Source organism: Pseudomonas sp. yb_5 (assembly GCF_043103865.1).
Lineage (GTDB): Bacteria > Pseudomonadota > Gammaproteobacteria > Pseudomonadales > Pseudomonadaceae > Aquipseudomonas > Aquipseudomonas putida_Y.
In genome coordinates this window covers 54,092-69,822 of the sequence record NZ_JBICKE010000051.1, presented here as the reverse complement: position 1 = coordinate 69,822, position 15,731 = coordinate 54,092, and the positions used below count along the sequence as shown (strand labels likewise).

The 15,731-nt window shown below is 58.5% G+C and carries 18 protein-coding genes and 1 tRNA gene; 15 read left to right on the top strand and 4 right to left on the bottom strand.

All coding sequences use genetic code 11. The features are described from left to right. Window positions 1–37: 37 nt before the first annotated feature. Window positions 38–1,039 (top strand): nucleoside hydrolase, encoded by a 1,002-nt coding sequence (locus ACF8GF_RS06570; RefSeq protein ID WP_392488653.1) that lies wholly within the window; start codon window positions 38–40, stop codon window positions 1,037–1,039. Here the strand turns inward: ACF8GF_RS06570 and ACF8GF_RS06565 are convergent. Beyond that, complete coding sequence (locus ACF8GF_RS06565) at window positions 1,011–1,223, bottom strand: hypothetical protein (RefSeq protein WP_021782772.1); 213 nt, start codon at window positions 1,221–1,223, stop codon at window positions 1,011–1,013. The genes ACF8GF_RS06570 and ACF8GF_RS06565 overlap by 29 nt on opposite strands. A gap of 274 nt (window positions 1,224–1,497) precedes the next feature. On the opposite strand from ACF8GF_RS06565, the gene ACF8GF_RS06560 reads away from it, so the two are divergent. Further along, entirely contained in the window at window positions 1,498–1,818 is a 321-nt protein-coding gene (locus ACF8GF_RS06560; RefSeq protein ID WP_176683837.1) for an I78 family peptidase inhibitor, read from the top strand. Window positions 1,819–2,019: 201 nt separating this feature from the next. On the opposite strand, the gene ACF8GF_RS06555 is transcribed toward ACF8GF_RS06560, so the two are convergent. Next, the gene (locus ACF8GF_RS06555) at window positions 2,020–2,232 is read right to left on the bottom strand and encodes a cold-shock protein (protein WP_003250656.1); all 213 of its coding nucleotides are present in this window, start codon (window positions 2,230–2,232) and stop codon (window positions 2,020–2,022) included. Between the two features lie 162 nt (window positions 2,233–2,394). Then, window positions 2,395–2,700 carry a hypothetical protein gene (locus ACF8GF_RS06550; RefSeq protein WP_176683836.1) on the bottom strand — a complete coding sequence of 102 codons (306 nt, stop codon included), beginning with the start codon at window positions 2,698–2,700 and terminating at the stop codon, window positions 2,395–2,397. Window positions 2,701–3,038: 338 nt separating this feature from the next. Here ACF8GF_RS06550 and thrS point away from each other — a divergent pair, with 338 nt between their 5' ends. From thrS to ACF8GF_RS06505, 9 genes are all read left to right on the top strand, one after another. Then, complete coding sequence (thrS, locus tag ACF8GF_RS06545; protein ID WP_176683835.1) at window positions 3,039–4,961, top strand: threonine--tRNA ligase; 1,923 nt, start codon at window positions 3,039–3,041, stop codon at window positions 4,959–4,961. Beyond that, window positions 4,961–5,512 (top strand): translation initiation factor IF-3, encoded by a 552-nt coding sequence (gene infC / locus ACF8GF_RS06540; protein ID WP_012052879.1) that lies wholly within the window; start codon window positions 4,961–4,963, stop codon window positions 5,510–5,512. Before thrS ends, infC begins: the two co-directional genes overlap by 1 nt. 60 nt (window positions 5,513–5,572) lie before the next feature. Further along, a complete protein-coding gene (rpmI, locus tag ACF8GF_RS06535) occupies window positions 5,573–5,767 on the top strand; it encodes a 50S ribosomal protein L35 (RefSeq protein WP_003250667.1) in 195 nt (64 codons plus the stop codon). A gap of 27 nt (window positions 5,768–5,794) precedes the next feature. Beyond that, the gene (gene rplT, locus ACF8GF_RS06530) at window positions 5,795–6,151 is read left to right on the top strand and encodes a 50S ribosomal protein L20 (RefSeq protein ID WP_003250671.1); all 357 of its coding nucleotides are present in this window, start codon (window positions 5,795–5,797) and stop codon (window positions 6,149–6,151) included. Window positions 6,152–6,260: 109 nt separating this feature from the next. After that, window positions 6,261–7,277, top strand: a complete 1,017-nt coding sequence (pheS, locus tag ACF8GF_RS06525; protein WP_176683834.1) for a phenylalanine--tRNA ligase subunit alpha — start codon at window positions 6,261–6,263, stop codon at window positions 7,275–7,277. Window positions 7,278–7,308: 31 nt separating this feature from the next. Then, entirely contained in the window at window positions 7,309–9,690 is a 2,382-nt protein-coding gene (gene pheT / locus ACF8GF_RS06520; protein ID WP_392488652.1) for a phenylalanine--tRNA ligase subunit beta, read from the top strand. Window positions 9,691–9,694: 4 nt separating this feature from the next. Beyond that, entirely contained in the window at window positions 9,695–9,997 is a 303-nt protein-coding gene (ihfA, locus tag ACF8GF_RS06515) for an integration host factor subunit alpha (RefSeq protein WP_003250679.1), read from the top strand. Further along, window positions 9,978–10,334, top strand: coding sequence for a MerR family transcriptional regulator (locus ACF8GF_RS06510; RefSeq protein ID WP_003250681.1), 357 nt, complete (start codon window positions 9,978–9,980; stop codon window positions 10,332–10,334). Before ihfA ends, ACF8GF_RS06510 begins: the two co-directional genes overlap by 20 nt. A 114-nt stretch (window positions 10,335–10,448) precedes the next feature. Then, window positions 10,449–10,525: transfer RNA gene (locus ACF8GF_RS06505), tRNA-Pro, on the top strand. Window positions 10,526–10,620: 95 nt separating this feature from the next. Here the strand turns inward: ACF8GF_RS06505 and ACF8GF_RS06500 are convergent. Next, window positions 10,621–11,820, bottom strand: a complete 1,200-nt coding sequence (locus ACF8GF_RS06500; RefSeq protein ID WP_392519736.1) for a tyrosine-type recombinase/integrase — start codon at window positions 11,818–11,820, stop codon at window positions 10,621–10,623. 35 nt (window positions 11,821–11,855) lie between these two features. Here ACF8GF_RS06500 and ACF8GF_RS06495 point away from each other — a divergent pair, with 35 nt between their 5' ends. From ACF8GF_RS06495 to ACF8GF_RS06480, 4 genes are all read left to right on the top strand, one after another. Further along, entirely contained in the window at window positions 11,856–12,092 is a 237-nt protein-coding gene (locus ACF8GF_RS06495; protein WP_392519735.1) for a hypothetical protein, read from the top strand. 292 nt (window positions 12,093–12,384) lie between these two features. Then, entirely contained in the window at window positions 12,385–13,593 is a 1,209-nt protein-coding gene (locus tag ACF8GF_RS06490) for a hypothetical protein (RefSeq protein WP_392519734.1), read from the top strand. Window positions 13,594–13,717: 124 nt separating this feature from the next. After that, window positions 13,718–14,539 (top strand): type IV toxin-antitoxin system AbiEi family antitoxin domain-containing protein, encoded by an 822-nt coding sequence (locus ACF8GF_RS06485; protein ID WP_392519733.1) that lies wholly within the window; start codon window positions 13,718–13,720, stop codon window positions 14,537–14,539. After that, complete coding sequence (locus tag ACF8GF_RS06480; protein ID WP_392519732.1) at window positions 14,523–15,455, top strand: nucleotidyl transferase AbiEii/AbiGii toxin family protein; 933 nt, start codon at window positions 14,523–14,525, stop codon at window positions 15,453–15,455. Before ACF8GF_RS06485 ends, ACF8GF_RS06480 begins: the two co-directional genes overlap by 17 nt. Window positions 15,456–15,731 lie beyond the last annotated feature (276 nt).

The window sequence follows — 15,731 nt, the reverse complement described above, 5'->3', positions numbered from 1 at the left end:
GTAACCGCATGATTCATAGGCAACAGGAGTGCCACCCATGCTCAAGTCCCTGCTACAAGGAGTCGTCTTCATGGCCACAGCCTCGACCCTCCAGGCCGCCCCCATCGACCTGATCATCGACACCGATCCCGGCGCCGACGATGTGGTGGGGCTGTTTCTGGCCATGGCTTCGCCCAACGAACTCAGTATCCGCGCCATCACTACCGTGGCCGGCAACGTGCGCCTGGACAAGACCTCGCGCAATGCCCGCCTGGCCCGCGAATGGGCGGGGCGCGAAGACATCCCGGTGTACGCCGGTGCCGGCCGCCCATTGGTGCGCACGCCGATCTATGCCGCCGATGTTCATGGTGAAGAAGGCCTCACCGGTGTCCAGGTACACGAGCCGAAAGCGCCCTTGGCCCAGGGCAATGCCGTGCAATACCTGGTCGATACCCTCGGCGCAGCCAAACCGCACAGCATCACCGTCGCCATGCTCGGCCCGCAGACCAACCTGGCCCTGGCGCTGATCCAGCGCCCGAGCATCGTCAAAGGCATCAAAGAGGTGGTGGTCATGGGGGGAGCGCATTTCAACGGCGGTAACATCACCCCGGTGGCGGAGTTCAACCTCTACGCCGACCCGCACGCCGCCGAAGTGGTGCTGGCCAGCGGCGTGCCGCTGACCTACCTGCCGCTGGACGTCACCCACAAGCTGCTGACCAGCAGCGCCCGCCTGACGCAACTGACAGCCGTGAACAACCAGGCCAGCAAGCGCGTGGTGGACATCCTCAATGCCTACATCACCCACGACATGGACCTGTACGGCATGCCCGGAGGCCCTGTGCATGACGCCAGTGTCATCGCCTACCTGTTAAAGCCCGAGCTGTTCAGTGGCCGGCGCATCCACATGAGCATCGACAGCCGCGAAGGGCCCACTTTCGGCCAGACAATTGCGGACTGGTACGGCGTGCTCAAGCAGCCAGCGAATGTGCTGTGGGTGGAGCAGGGGGATGCCCAGGGGCTGTTCGACCTGCTCAGTGCCCGCCTGGCGCGATTGGAATAGCCGCGTGCGGCGCGTAGCGCTCGAACACCTGGTCGATGAAGCTGCGTGCCGCCTCGGCGCCGTTATCGCGCACCAACAGGTCGATGGCGATCAACAGCAACTCTTCCGGTGTGCCAGGGCTGTACGCGCTCTGGCCCTCGGCCCATTTGACCTTGATATCGGCATCGATGCTGTGGGTGCTCATGAAAAGCTCTCGCTGGGGGCCCGGAACGAAGGAGGAACACCTGACCCTGGTGTTCGATGGAGGCGGGATGCGCTCCACTTCTTGCAGCAAATCATGGCTTTGCGCCGGTGACCGTGCGAGCTAAGCATATGGCAAACACAGCACGTTGTGCAAAATCCGGTCACGATTGCTTTTCGCCTCCCTGCTACAGTTCAGGCAGACTTGACAGGTTTTGCAACAAATGATGAGCGGAGCTGTCGGATCAGGCAGTTCCCGGACCGATTTAGGAGGCTTCATGTTCCGTACCCGTGCTTACCTGGCAACTTTGGCTGTGGCTGCTGTCCTGGCGGGTTGCAGCACTGGTGGCAACGCTGATGGTGGGGCTGCGCCGGCCGCCCCAGCTGGCAACGATGGCCGCTGCCAGGCCAGCGGTGCCGACTTTGCCATTGGCAAACAGGCCAGTGCCGAACTGCTGGAGCAGGCACGCAAGGCCAGCGGCTCGCAGATGGCGCGCATTCTCAAGCCGCGCGATGTGGTCACCCTGGAGTACCGCTCAGAGCGCCTGAACCTGAACGTGGACGAGCAGGGCAGGGTAACCCGCGTCAACTGCGGTTGATGCACGCGGGGGCAACTGCCTTGCGCAAAATGTGAAAAGCCTGCGCAGTCGCCTGTAGGGGCGGGTTCACCCGCGAACACGAGCGAAGCCCGTGCCATTCACCCTAAAGTCTGTTTCGCAGGCAATCCCGCCCCACTCAGATGATGCAATCACCCATAAAAAAACCCGCCACAAGGGCGGGTTTTTTTACAGCTATCCGAATTACTCCGGACGAACCTGTGCAGCCTGCATGCCCTTCTGGCCGCGCTCGGCGACGAAGGAAACAGTCTGGCCTTCTTTCAGGCTCTTGAAGCCGTCAGATTCGATGGCTTTGAAGTGTACGAACAGGTCGTCGCCGCCGCCTGCTGGGGTGATGAAGCCGTAGCCTTTCTCATCATTGAACCATTTGACGGTGCCTTGTTGGCGATTGGACATGGGTGAATCTCCAGAACATTTAGTTTTTTCATTGGTGCAATGCGGCCGAGGCTACGGAGCACGGGATACATCATAGTCTAATTCTGCGCATCTAGCGCCTTTTACCTTCGCAGGATATTGATCCAGCTCAAAGAATGGCTGGTCGTCGCTGGCTTTAAGGTTTCAGCTCTTCGGTGCGCAGGCCTGTTTTACCACCATCTGCGCCCTCTGCATCAGCTTGGCGTCAACGCCGTCTTTGCTGTCGAGGTCGGCAATCTCGGCGTCGGTAAAGTTCTTTTTGATGGCTTGCGCGCCACAGTCGCAGTGCTTTTTCGCGGTGGCAGCGTCAACGCCCTGGCCGCTGGCCACTTGCGTGCACTGGGTCATGTAGCCGGCCTCCTTCCCGGGGGGGAAGTTGCCGGCGTTCGCAGCCACGGGCAGCAGCAGGGCGCCAGCGGCCGCCAGGGCCAGAAGAGACGGAACTCGCATCACCAGTTACTCCTTGGGTTAAGGTCTCATCAAGAGTAGGTTGCTTCCCAAAGTCTGAGCGGTATTTTTCCGCGTTAGTTCACCGCTGCGGTGCAATTTCCAAATATTTCTGCCTGGGGTGCAACCCCCGTGCTAGCATGCTCGGCTTGCGGTCGCGCTGTTGCCGGCTGCAGCTATCTTTTTTCTTTCCAGTCACTCTGGTTCGTCCCTGACAAGCCGAAAGGCTTCTGCCACTGTGGGGCAGGCTTCCTTTTACCGGAAGGCAGGTCGGATCTTGTACTGGCTCATCCCAACCCACGTGACCTTTGGTAGGGGTCACCACTAGGAGAGGAGGCGCCATGCCCGTTATTACTCTTCCCGATGGCAGTCAACGTTCGTTCGATCACGCCGTATCCGTAGCCGAAGTAGCCGCTTCCATCGGCGCTGGCCTGGCCAAGGCCACCGTTGCCGGCAAGGTCGACGGCAAGCTGGTCGATGCGTGTGACCTGATCAGCAACGACGCCACCCTGCAGATCATCACCCCTAAAGATGAAGAGGGACTGGAGATCATCCGTCACTCGTGCGCCCACTTGGTTGGCCACGCCGTGAAGCAGCTGTACCCGACCGCCAGGATGGTGATCGGCCCGGTCATTGACGAAGGCTTCTATTACGACATCGCCTACGAGCGCCCCTTCACCCCAGAAGACATGGCCGCCATCGAAAAGCGCATGATGGAGCTGATCGAAAAAGACTACGACGTGGTCAAGAAAATGACCCCGCGCGCCGAAGTCATCGATGTGTTCAAGGCCCGTGGTGAAGACTACAAACTGCGTCTGGTCGAAGATATGCCGGATGAACAGGCCATGGGTCTGTACTACCACGAAGAATACGTCGACATGTGCCGTGGCCCGCATGTTCCGAACACCCGCTTCCTCAAGGCATTCAAGCTGACCAAGCTGTCCGGCGCCTACTGGCGTGGCGATGCCAAGAACGAGCAACTGCAGCGCGTGTACGGCACGGCCTGGGCTGACAAAAAGCAGCTGGCTGCGTACATCCAGCGCATCGAAGAAGCCGAAAAACGCGATCACCGCAAGATCGGCAAGCAGCTCGACCTGTTCCACCTGCAGGAAGAAGCCCCGGGCATGGTGTTCTGGCACGCCAACGGCTGGACCGTCTACCAGGTACTCGAGCAGTACATGCGTGGCGTGCAGCGCGAAAACGGCTACCAGGAAATCAAGACCCCGCAGGTTGTCGACCGCATCCTGTGGGAGCGTTCCGGCCACTGGTCCAACTATGCCGAAAACATGTTCACCACTTCGTCGGAAAGCCGTGACTACGCGGTAAAGCCGATGAACTGCCCGTGCCACGTGCAGGTGTTCAACCAGGGCCTGAAAAGCTACCGCGACCTGCCGCTGCGTCTGGCCGAGTTCGGTGCCTGCCACCGTAACGAGCCGTCCGGCGCACTGCACGGCATCATGCGCGTGCGTGGCTTCGTACAGGACGATGCGCACATTTTCTGCACCGAAGATCAGGTGAAGAAAGAAGCCGCCGACTTCATCAAGCTGACCCTGGACGTGTACAAGGACTTCGGTTTCAGCGACATCGCCATGAAACTGTCCACTCGTCCGGCCAAGCGTGTCGGTTCCGAAGAGTTGTGGGACCGTGCTGAAACTGCGCTGGCCGACGCCCTGAACGAATCCGGCCTCGAGTGGGAGTACCAGCCAGGCGAGGGCGCCTTCTACGGCCCGAAAATCGAGTTCACCCTGCGCGACTGCCTCGGCCGTAACTGGCAGTGCGGTACCCTGCAGTACGACCCGAACCTGCCAGAGCGTCTGGATGCCAGCTATATTGCCGAAGATAACAGCCGAGTACGCCCGGTCATGCTGCACCGCGCCATCCTCGGTTCGTTCGAGCGCTTCATCGGCATGCTGATCGAGCACTACGCTGGCGTGTTCCCGGCGTGGCTGGCCCCAACCCAGGCGGTGATCATGAATATCACCGACAAACAGGCCGATTTTGCCCTCGAGGTTGAGAAATCTCTGAACGGAAGCGGTTTCCGTGCCAAGTCGGACTTGAGAAATGAGAAGATCGGCTTTAAAATCCGCGAGCATACTTTGCTCAAGGTCCCGTACCTTTTGGTTATAGGGGACCGCGAAGTCGAAACGCAAACCGTCGCTGTGCGTACTCGCGAAGGTGCAGACCTGGGCTCCATGCCCGTCGCCCAATTCGCTGAGCTGCTGACACAAGCGGTTTCCCGGCGTGGTCGCCAAGAATCGGAGTAATGACTATTAAGCGTGAAATGAGAAACGATAAGCGTGCTGTACCGAAGGCCCCGATCAACGAGAATATCTCGGCCCGCGAGGTTCGGTTAATTGGCGCAGACGGCGAGCAGGTTGGCATCGTCTCGATTGATGAAGCGCTGCGTATCGCTGATGAAGCGAAGCTGGACCTGGTAGAAATCTCTGCAGACGCGGTACCGCCCGTCTGCAAGGTCATGGACTACGGCAAGCACCTCTTCGAGAAGAAGAAGCAGGCTAACGAAGCCAAGAAAAACCAGAAGCAGATCCAGATCAAAGAAATCAAGTTTCGTCCAGGGACGGAGGATGGGGATTACCAGGTAAAACTACGCAACCTGGTACGTTTCCTTACCGATGGGGACAAGGCCAAGATCTCTCTGAGATTCCGTGGTCGTGAGATGGCCCACCAGGAGCTGGGCATGGAGCTGTTGAAGCGGGTCGAAGCCGACCTCGCCGAATACGGCACCGTTGAGCAGCATCCGAAGATGGAAGGACGCCAGCTTATGATGGTCATCGCCCCCAAGAAAAAGAAGTAATCTCCCGGGCACGGCAGGCCTGATGATTATGTGTAATTTTATCGAATGCGGAGTTCCAACATGCCAAAAATGAAAACCAAGAGCGGTGCTGCGAAGCGCTTCCTGAAGACAGCTTCGGGCTTCAAGCACAAGCACGCTTTCAAGAGCCACATCCTGACCAAAATGTCGACCAAGCGTAAGCGTCAACTGCGCGGTGCAAGCTTGCTGCACCCGTCCGACGTCGCAAAAGTCGAGCGCATGCTGCGCGTTCGTTAATTCTGGTTAAGATAGAGGAAGTTACTCATGGCTCGTGTTAAGCGCGGCGTTATCGCTCGTAAGCGTCACAAAAAAATTCTGAAACTGGCTAAAGGTTACTACGGTGCACGTTCGCGCGTATTCCGTGTAGCCAAGCAAGCGGTCATCAAGGCAGGCCAATACGCCTACCGCGACCGTCGCCAGAAGAAGCGTCAGTTCCGCGCACTGTGGATCGCTCGTATCAACGCCGGTGCCCGCACCAACGGTCTGTCCTACAGCCGTCTGATTGCTGGCCTGAAAAAGGCTTCGATCGAAATCGACCGTAAGGTTCTGGCTGATCTGGCAGTGAACGAAAAAGCGGCGTTTGCTGCGATTGTCGAGAAAGCTAAAGCCGTTCTGGCTTAAGTACCCGCGACAATCACCCGGCGGTGCTAGCGCTGCCGGGCATTGAACGTCATCGATAGGGGAAGAGCCTTCAAAGCTCTTCCCCTATTTTCGTATCTGGAGTCTGTACATGGAAAACCTGGATGCGCTGGTCTCCCAAGCCCTAGAGGCCGTGGAACGCGCTGAAGACATCAACGCCCTGGAACAGATCCGGGTTAATTATCTCGGCAAGAAGGGCGAGCTGACCCAGGTGATGAAGACCCTGGGCAACCTGCCAGCCGAAGAGCGGCCGAAAGTCGGCGCGCTGATCAATGACGCCAAAGAGCGCGTCACCGTTGTGCTCAATGCCCGCAAGGCAGCCTTTGAAGAAGCGGAGCTCAGCGCTCGCCTGGCTGCCGAATGCATTGACGTCACCCTGCCAGGCCGCGGCCAGGCCACCGGTGGCCTGCACCCGATCACCCGTACACTCGAGCGCATCGAGCAGTTCTTCACCCACATTGGCTACGGCATTGCCGAAGGCCCAGAGGTGGAAGACGACTACCACAACTTCGAAGCGCTCAACATCCCTGGCCACCACCCGGCGCGGGCGATGCACGACACCTTCTACTTCAATGCCAACATGCTGCTGCGTACCCACACCTCGCCGGTGCAGGTGCGGACCATGGAGTCCACCCAGCCGCCCATCCGCATTGTGTGCCCGGGCCGCGTATACCGCTGCGACTCGGATATCACCCACTCGCCGATGTTCCACCAGGTCGAAGGCCTGCTGGTCGATCGCGATATCAACTTCGCCGACCTCAAGGGCACCATCGAAGAATTCCTGCGCGTATTCTTCGAGAAAGAACTGGCGGTCCGTTTCCGCCCATCGTTCTTCCCCTTCACCGAGCCGTCTGCAGAAGTCGACATCCAGTGCGTGATGTGTTCCGGCAACGGCTGCCGCGTGTGCAAGCAAACCGGCTGGCTGGAAGTGATGGGCTGCGGCATGGTGCACCCGAACGTGTTGCGCATGTCCGGCATCGACCCAGAAGAGTTCCAGGGCTTCGCCTTCGGCATGGGTGCCGAGCGCCTGGCCATGCTGCGTTATGGCGTCAACGATTTGCGTCTGTTCTTCGACAACGACCTGCGGTTCCTAGCCCAATTCCGCTAGGCCCAATCGACGCAACTTTCAGGAGAACAGCATGAAATTCAGTGAACAGTGGCTGCGCGGTTGGGTCAACCCGCAAGTCTCCCGTGACGAACTGGTCGCCCGCCTGTCCATGGCCGGCCTCGAAGTTGACAGCGTTACCCCCGCTGCCGGCCAGTTCAGCGGCATCGTCGTGGGCGAAATTCTCGCCACCGAGCAACACCCGGACGCCGACAAGCTGCGCGTGTGCCAGGTAAGCAGCGGCCAGGAAACCTTCCAGGTTGTGTGCGGCGCCCCTAACGCCCGCCCAGGCATCAAGATCCCGTTCGCCATGATCGGTGCCGAACTGCCAGGCGACTTCAAGATCAAGAAGGCCAAGCTGCGCGGTGTCGAGTCCTTCGGTATGCTGTGCTCGGCTGCCGAACTGCAGATCAGCGAAGAAAACGACGGCCTGCTGGAACTGGCTGCCGACGCTCCGGTTGGCGAAGACATTCGCACGTACCTGAGCCTGGATGATGCCAGCATCGAAATCGGCCTGACCCCGAACCGCGGCGACTGCCTGTCCATCGCCGGCCTGGCCCGCGACGTCAGCGCCCTGTACGACACCCCGGTCACCCGCCCGGTGGTGCCAGCCGTAGCGGCCGCCCATGACGAAGTGCGCCCGGTCGAAGTCAGCGCCCCGGCTGCCTGCCCGCGCTACCTGGGCCGCGTTATCCGTAACGTCGACCTGAGCAAGCCAACCCCACTGTGGATGGTGGAGCGCCTGCGCCGCAGCGACGTTCGCAGCATCGACGCCGCCGTCGACATCACCAACTACGTGATGCTCGAACTCGGCCAGCCGATGCACGCCTTCGACCTGGCAGAAATCAACGGCGGCATCCGCGTGCGTATGGCCGAAGAGGGCGAAAAGCTCGTCCTGCTCGACGGCCAGGAAGTTGCCCTGCGGGCCGACACCCTGGTCATCGCCGACCACACCCGCGCCTTGGCCATCGCCGGTGTCATGGGTGGCGAGCACAGCGGTGTGAACACCGAAAAAACCCGCGACCTGTTCCTGGAAAGCGCCTTCTTCGAGCCGATTTCCGTCGCCGGTAAAGCCCGTTCCTACGGCCTGCACACCGATGCCTCGCACCGCTACGAGCGCGGCGTCGACTCGCAATTGGCCCGCGAAGCCATGGAGCGCGCCACGCAGTTGCTGCTGGACATCGTTGGCGGCGAAGCCGGCCCTGTGGTCGAAGCGGTCAGCGAACAGCACCTGCCACAAGTAGCCCCGGTTACCCTGCGCGCCGAACGCATCACCCAGATGCTTGGCATGGAAATGGACCCGGCCCAGGTCGAGCAGTTGCTCAACGCCCTCGAGCTGACCACGACCAAGAGCGGGGAAGGGCAGTGGACCGTCAGCGTACCAAGCCACCGCTTCGACATCAGCCTGGAAGTGGACCTGATCGAAGAGCTGGCCCGCCTGTATGGCTACAACAACCTGCCGGTTCGTTACCCGCAAGCCCGCCTGGCCCCACAGGGTAAGCCGGAAACCCGCGGTGACCTGCCGACCCTGCGCCGCCTGCTGGTTGCCCGCGGCTACCAGGAAGCCATCACCTACAGCTTCATCGACCCGAAACTGTTCGAACTGTTCAGCCCGGGCGTAGAGCCGCTGCTGCTGGCCAACCCCATCTCCAGCGACATGGCCGCCATGCGCGCCTCGCTGTGGCCGGGCCTGGTCAAGGCACTGCAGCACAACCTGAACCGCCAGCAAGACCGCGTGCGCCTGTTCGAGAGCGGCCTGCGCTTCGTCGGCCAGCTGGGTGACCTGCAGCAGCAGCCAATGATTGCCGGCGTCGTCACCGGCAGCCGCCTGCCAGAAGGCTGGGCCAACGGCCGCGACGGCGTCGACTTCTTCGACGTCAAAGCCGACGTGGAAGCCCTGCTGGGTTACTCCGGCGCCCTGAGCGACTTCACCTTCAGCGCCGGCAAACACCCAGCCCTGCACCCGGGCCAGACCGCGGTCATCGAGCGCGACGGCAAGCTGGTCGGCTACCTCGGCGCCATCCACCCAGAGCTGGCCAAAGCCCTGGGCCTTGACCGCCCGGTGTTCCTGTTCGAGCTGGTGCTGGGCGACGTGGTCGAAGGCCGCCTGCCGAAATTCAGCGAACTGTCCAAGTTCCCGGAAACCCGTCGTGACCTGGCTTTGATCGCAGGACGTGATGTAGCTTCTAGCGCGGTGCTTGAATTAATTCGTGACAATGCAGGCGAATGGCTCACAGACCTCAGGCTGTTTGATGTGTACCAAGGTAAAGGCATTGATCCTGATAGAAAAAGCCTTGCCGTCGGCTTGACCTGGCAGCATCCATCGCGCACTCTTAACGACGATGAGGTGAACACTACCCTGCAAAACATCCTCACCTCGCTCGAACAAAGGTTGAACACCACGTTAAGGAAATAACGGCATGGGTGCTCTGACGAAAGCTGAGATGGCCGAAAGGCTGTACGAGGAGCTGGGGCTTAACAAGCGTGAGGCCAAGGAGCTGGTCGAGCTGTTTTTCGAAGAAATTCGGCACGCACTTGAAGAGAACGAGCAGGTCAAGCTGTCCGGTTTCGGCAACTTCGACCTTCGCGACAAACGCCAGCGGCCGGGCCGTAACCCCAAGACTGGGGAAGAGATCCCGATCACCGCACGGCGCGTCGTCACCTTTCGTCCAGGGCAGAAGTTGAAGGCCCGGGTTGAGGCCTATGCTGGAACCAAGCCATAACGACGAACTGCCCCCCATACCGGGCAAACGCTACTTCACCATTGGTGAAGTGAGCGAGTTGTGTGCCGTAAAGCCACACGTGCTGCGGTATTGGGAGCAGGAGTTCGACCAGCTGAACCCTGTGAAGCGGCGGGGGAACCGGCGGTATTACCAGCGCCAGGATGTGCTGATGATCCGCCAGATTCGTGCGCTGCTGTATGATCAGGGGTTCACCATTGGCGGGGCTCGGTTGAGGCTCTCCAGTGATGAGGCTAAGGATGAATCCAGCCAGTACAAGCAACTGATTCGGCAGATGATTGTTGAGTTGGAGGATGTGTTGGTGGTGTTGAAGAAGTAAGCCGGGTTTCTGATGAATGGAAAATTTTTTGAGAAAAAGCTTTCATTTATCAGAGGGTTAGGGTACATTCTTCAACGTTCTCGGCAAGATTGAGAACATGCTTCAAAGCCCAGTCGGGGCGTAGCGCAGCCCGGTAGCGCACTTGCATGGGGTGCAAGGGGTCGAGTGTTCGAATCACTCCGTCCCGACCAAAAAATCCCTAGAAAATCCAGTCACTTAGCGGTGACTGGATTTTTTTATGGGCGCTTCACGCGTAGAAGCGTAGGGACTTTTGCGAGACTTTTTTTCATCCTGCCATTCTCCTCAAAATTGTCAGGGCCGGACCGCGCGAGTCGGTGGCCGAAATCCTGTTGGCTTCATCGATCAGTTTGCCCAACTCGGCGGCTGAGTAGTGACTGGTGATGCTACCGTTCTTGTGCCCCAGCAGAGCCTTCCTGTCTTCCTCCGTTACCCCAGCTGCCCGAAGTCTTCGGCCGAAAGTGTGCTTCAGATCGTGAACGCGGATCGAAGCAAATCCAGCTGGGGCAGGGCGCATAAAACGCTCTTGGAACTTCTTCGCTGCTCTGACCCTGGCTTTCTTCCATGCCGAATCGTTCATCCGGTGAACGGGAGTGGCCTTGCCGTTTTGATCGGGTTGTCCGTAAGGAAATACCCAAACCGGATCAAGCCCACGCTGTCCCTCGATGACCGACTTGGCTACGTTGTTGAGTACAACGAGGCGCTCGTCGCCGTTCTTGACCCCGGAGCTCTCATGCCGGCCACCAAAATCCGCCGGTATGAGAAATACGCTGGTGTTGAGCTCAGGAATCGGTATCTCCCAATCCCAGCGAAGCTTCACAACCTCCTGTTCGCGTGAGCCGCTGTTGACCTTGTACAGGGCCATGCGGCGCAAATGATCAGGCAGTTCGGTGAAGAGAATCGACTGCTCTTCCCAGGACATCGGGTAGGGCATGCGTCTGGTTTTCTTCTCTTCCAGCTTGGTGATCATCGGTACTACGTCGAGCCAGGGACGCTTCTGCTCATCACGCCATTTTCGGGCGCATAGATTCAAGATGCGTATGACGCGTTCCAGGGCGATGTTCACCGTGCGGTGTGAGACGCCAGGCTTCAACTTGCCATCGCTGGTTCTGGTGCCCTTGAGTCGATCCCTTATGTAGGGAGCCAGGGTCTCATCGTCGACATGAGTCAGAGGCTGGTCGCCAATATACGGATCCAACTGCTCCAGATAGATGGCCGTGAGGCCTATCGACGGCTGATCCTTGTACTCGATCAGGTAACGCGTAGCGGCTTCCCGCCAGGTTCTGATCGTGCGGACGCCATAGATCTTCTGTTCACGGAGCTTTTCCAGCTTGTGTATCAGGTATTGCTCTGCCTCCTTCCTATCGCTTGATCCAGTGCTTTCCTGAATTCGCTGACCTCTGAAGACCTTGTCGATGTGCCAGATCCCGTTCCTTTGGTAGAGGCCGCTAATGGTTTTTCGCGCCATGGTTTTTCTCCTTGGCGCTCGCTGCGGGAGTGATCATGTCCCTTGGCACCTTCCTTTTCAATGGTGGCCCGGTCGATGTAGATGTCTGCCCAGGCATCCAGCTCTTGGCGATCAAAGCCGATGCCTTGCACTCCAATGCGGAATTCCCGCACGTAAGGCCGGACGGTTTTGTTGAATTCTGCGCGGCACATGCCGAGGTAGGCGGGGGCCGCACTGGCTCGCAGGATTCGGGGTGGGCAGGTGATCAAGCGTGCGGCTATCTGTTCAGATGATGCGGGCATGAATGTCGCCTCCTTATCGGCCCTGATCCGTGCTGCAGATGCTGTCCGCTGCTCGCTGGGCGAACAACGTGGTGGAGGGGGCTGCGGAGGGTTTGGTACAACAACCGTTTTGGCTCGGTTTGACCTGATGGATCGTGGGGTATGGCCTGACGTTGGCTGGTACGGTGATATCAGGCTTAAGGATTGATGAGTGTCTTCCGAAGACGTATCCCTGCAACCTGGTTCCAGTCCTGGTGGCCCAGTCAGTCGTGAGGAAATGTACGCAGAGGTATGGCGGCTTCCCATGACCAAGATCGCGGATCACCATCGTGTTTCCTCCAGCTTCTTGGCGCGCGTGTGCACCCGCATGAATGTTCCGCGGCCGCCGCGTGGGCACTGGGTAAAGCTGGAGAATGGAGTACCCAGTCCTCAGCCACCCCTGCCTGAGGCTGGTCCTGGTGATCTGCAGGTTTGGCGCAGGGGAGATGCTCTTGGTGCTGTTTCTCGACCGGTACCGAAGGCACCTGCACCGCGCAAAATCAAACCCGAACAGCTCCGTATATCGCGATCAAGGCAGCATCCTGTTGTCGTGGGGGCGTATGAGGTCTTTGAGCAGGGGCGAGTCATCGACCAGGGGTTCCTCAAGCCAGGTAGGCAGCGCCTGGTGGATGTCGTGGTGACCAAGCCTCAGCTTCAGCCGGCCCTGAAACTGGCGAATCAGCTGTTTCTCAAGCTGGAGGCTGCCGGCCATCGCGTGATGTTTGCACCGAGTGACCGAACCTATGCCCGGGCCTCGCTTGATGAGCATGAACACCCACCCAAGAAGCCAAGGCACCGGCATCCGGCGTTGTGGTCACCATCCAAGCCCACAGTGGTCTTCATCGGGACGGTTGCCATTGGGCTGACGTTATTTGAGATGACTGAGGAACTGGAGGCCCGCTACATCGATGGCAAGTACATCCCCACCTCCAAGATACCGTCGCAGCAGATGCACCGCTTAAGCTCAACCTGGAACTGGTCGACGCGCATGGACTTTGCGACCGGCCGCCTATGTATAAGGGCGTTTTCGCCATATCCGTGGACTGATTGGTCTCAGAGTTGGAAGGAGGCCAAGCAATGCTCGTTACGAGGCCAACTGGATGAGATCGTCCAGCAGCTAACGGACGCAGCGCCTGTAATTGCCCGATTGGTAGAGGAGGCCGAGGAGCAGGCCAGAATTCGGCAGCGGGAGTGGAAGGAGCAGATTCGCCGGCGTGAGGAGAGGGAGCGGATTCGACTGCAAAACGAGGCAAGGGAGCAGGCGAGGACTGATTTGTTGAGTGCCATCAAGCATTGGGATGACATAAAGCGGATCCAGGCTTTTTTCAGTGACGCGGAGAGCTCCGTTTCGAATCTGCCCGAAACCGAGCGATGTATTGCTATGGACAAGCTCGCCGAAGCGCGTGAGCTTGTTGGCGAGCTGGATCCGCTACAGGCGTTGCTGGAATGGAAGGGGCCTAGGGAGCGCCTATAGCAATGTTCAAGAGTTCCTTGTATGGTTTATAGAAACTAAATTTTGCTCACTATTGGTGAGTATTTTTTGATTTTTCTAAACCTTCTTCTTGCTGAGGGTTTAGAAAAGCTCTATTTTGCTCACTATGAGTGTGCAAAAATCTGAAAAACTAAACTCCTTGCTTGCAGGGCTCGGCGACAGCGACCTGGTATCCAGTAGCTGGTTGAAGGCTCATGGCTACAGCAGCAGCCTGGTAGCGCGATATATCGCGAGCGGCTGGCTGGAATCGCCTGCGCGTGGAATCTATCAACGACGAGGCGGACGTCTCACCTGGGCTGCTGTAGTGCACGCGCTGCAGGAAGGAGAGCGATTGCCGCTGCATGTTGGCGGGCGTTTTGCCTTGGCTTGGCATGGGCACGAGCACTACCTGCGGTTGGGCGAGCGTGAGAGGGTCACTCTATATGGCCCTGGAAGCCTCCCCGCCTGGGTGGAAAAGCTTCCCTTGAAGGCTGAGGTGGTGCTGTGCGGCAAAAGCCCATTCAATCTGTCGGCGTTGTCATTCAAGGCCGACATGGATGACGAAGCCCTAAGGAATCTTGGGCTCGAGTGGGTGGATGCTGATGGCGACCGCGGCCGCATCGTCGTCGCGACACCTGAGCGCGCAATCCTTGAGCAGTGTGATGGCGTGTCAGACGCATCGCTCGTTTATGAAGTGGATGCGCTGATGCAGGGTGCGGACACCCTTCGTCCTCAAAGGCTAAGCATGCTGCTGCGACATTGCACCAGCATAAAAGCCAAGCGTTTGTTCCTAGCCCTCGCAGAACGCCACCAGCACGCCTGGGTGGATCATGTCTCGTTGGACGGCGTCTATCTAGGGAAGGGAAAGCGTTGCCTGGTTCCCGGTGGTCGCTTGAACCCAACCTACCAAATAACCTTGCCGGCGGATCTTGATGAGCACCTGGGATAAGCGCTACACCGACCGAGTCCAGTTGTTGGTGGAAATTCTGCCGACCTTGGCGAAAGAAACACGATTTGCCCTCAAAGGAGGGACGGCGATCAACCTGTTCGAGCATGACTTGCCCAGGTTGTCTGTGGATATCGATCTGACTTGGTTGCCGATGCAGGACTATGCGCAGGATGCTGGTCAGATCTCCGATGCATTAGAAAGTCTGGGAAGGGCGCTTGGCTCTGCGCCATTAAGGCTACAGGTACAAACATCGGCTCCAGAGAGAGGTGGCTTCATAAACAGACTGATAGTGAGTCGTGGACGATCCCGAGTCCAAATAGAAACGACTCCGGTGATGTGCGGTTCCGTGCATCCGGTGCGGACAATGGTTGTCCAGCCGCAGGTCCAGGAGGCCTTTGGCTTTGCCTCGATCCAGGTGCTCGACTTTGCGGATCTATATGCGGGGAAAATGGCAGCAGCATTGTCGAGGCAGCATCCGCGTGACCTGTTTGATATCGGTTTGCTTCTGGCCGATCCGCGCACAGATGAGCGACTTTGGCGAACCTTCCTGATCTACATGACCTGTAGCCCGAAACCTGCCTGGGAGGTGCTGGTTCCCAATGAGCCCAAGGATTTCGAGGCGATATACCAGACTCACTTCCGTGGTATGACTGCAGCACCTGTCAGCTCAGAGATACTGCTGGAACACCGCGCCAGGCTTCTTCTGCAAATTTCGGAGTGGCTGACTCCGCAGTCGAGAGCGTTTCTGGAGTCCATCGAGATGGAAAATCCAGATTTCGACTTGATCGAGTTGCCACAGGCAGCAGAGCTACCTGCGGTAAAACGGAAACTGCAGAATCTTGCTTCACGATCAGCTGCGAAGCGGGCTTCCGACCATTCTCAGTTGCAAGCGGCCTTCGAGATGTTCAAACGTTGATAGTGTCTGCTGGCTACCCAGGCTTGGCAGTCGGCGCCGGCACTTTAAATTCCGTAAATCTGGATAAGCGGCATTAAAGTGCCTTTATTGCTCCATAAATACACGGAATCGGCAACTTAGTGCCGATTTTGCTTCGTAATATCGAGAGCCACAGTTTCCACATGGTGCATGTCAAGAATTCCTTTAGCTTGGCTCTGTTCCCCAGATTTTCTTGATTGAGACAGGAAAATCTTAAGTTTTGGCGGTTCAGCTGATTTTTTCTTAATCCATTCAGGT

Bases quoted from the DNA above. Each gene is read 5' to 3' on its own strand.
- ACF8GF_RS06570 (WP_392488653.1), top strand. From the start codon at position 38: ATGCTCAAGTCCCTGCTACAAGGAGTCGTCTTCATGGCCACAGCCTCG.
- ACF8GF_RS06565 (WP_021782772.1), bottom strand. From the start codon at position 1,223: ATGAGCACCCACAGCATCGATGCCGATATCAAGGTCAAATGGGCCGAG.
- ACF8GF_RS06560 (WP_176683837.1), top strand. From the start codon at position 1,498: ATGTTCCGTACCCGTGCTTACCTGGCAACTTTGGCTGTGGCTGCTGTC.
- ACF8GF_RS06555 (WP_003250656.1), bottom strand. From the start codon at position 2,232: ATGTCCAATCGCCAACAAGGCACCGTCAAATGGTTCAATGATGAGAAA.
- ACF8GF_RS06550 (WP_176683836.1), bottom strand. From the start codon at position 2,700: ATGCGAGTTCCGTCTCTTCTGGCCCTGGCGGCCGCTGGCGCCCTGCTG.
- thrS (WP_176683835.1), top strand. From the start codon at position 3,039: ATGCCCGTTATTACTCTTCCCGATGGCAGTCAACGTTCGTTCGATCAC.
- infC (WP_012052879.1), top strand. From the start codon at position 4,961: ATGACTATTAAGCGTGAAATGAGAAACGATAAGCGTGCTGTACCGAAG.
- rpmI (WP_003250667.1), top strand. From the start codon at position 5,573: ATGCCAAAAATGAAAACCAAGAGCGGTGCTGCGAAGCGCTTCCTGAAG.
- rplT (WP_003250671.1), top strand. From the start codon at position 5,795: ATGGCTCGTGTTAAGCGCGGCGTTATCGCTCGTAAGCGTCACAAAAAA.
- pheS (WP_176683834.1), top strand. From the start codon at position 6,261: ATGGAAAACCTGGATGCGCTGGTCTCCCAAGCCCTAGAGGCCGTGGAA.
- pheT (WP_392488652.1), top strand. From the start codon at position 7,309: ATGAAATTCAGTGAACAGTGGCTGCGCGGTTGGGTCAACCCGCAAGTC.
- ihfA (WP_003250679.1), top strand. From the start codon at position 9,695: ATGGGTGCTCTGACGAAAGCTGAGATGGCCGAAAGGCTGTACGAGGAG.
- ACF8GF_RS06510 (WP_003250681.1), top strand. From the start codon at position 9,978: ATGCTGGAACCAAGCCATAACGACGAACTGCCCCCCATACCGGGCAAA.
- ACF8GF_RS06500 (WP_392519736.1), bottom strand. From the start codon at position 11,820: ATGGCGCGAAAAACCATTAGCGGCCTCTACCAAAGGAACGGGATCTGG.
- ACF8GF_RS06495 (WP_392519735.1), top strand. From the start codon at position 11,856: ATGTCCCTTGGCACCTTCCTTTTCAATGGTGGCCCGGTCGATGTAGAT.
- ACF8GF_RS06490 (WP_392519734.1), top strand. From the start codon at position 12,385: ATGACCAAGATCGCGGATCACCATCGTGTTTCCTCCAGCTTCTTGGCG.
- ACF8GF_RS06485 (WP_392519733.1), top strand. From the start codon at position 13,718: ATGAGTGTGCAAAAATCTGAAAAACTAAACTCCTTGCTTGCAGGGCTC.
- ACF8GF_RS06480 (WP_392519732.1), top strand. From the start codon at position 14,523: ATGAGCACCTGGGATAAGCGCTACACCGACCGAGTCCAGTTGTTGGTG.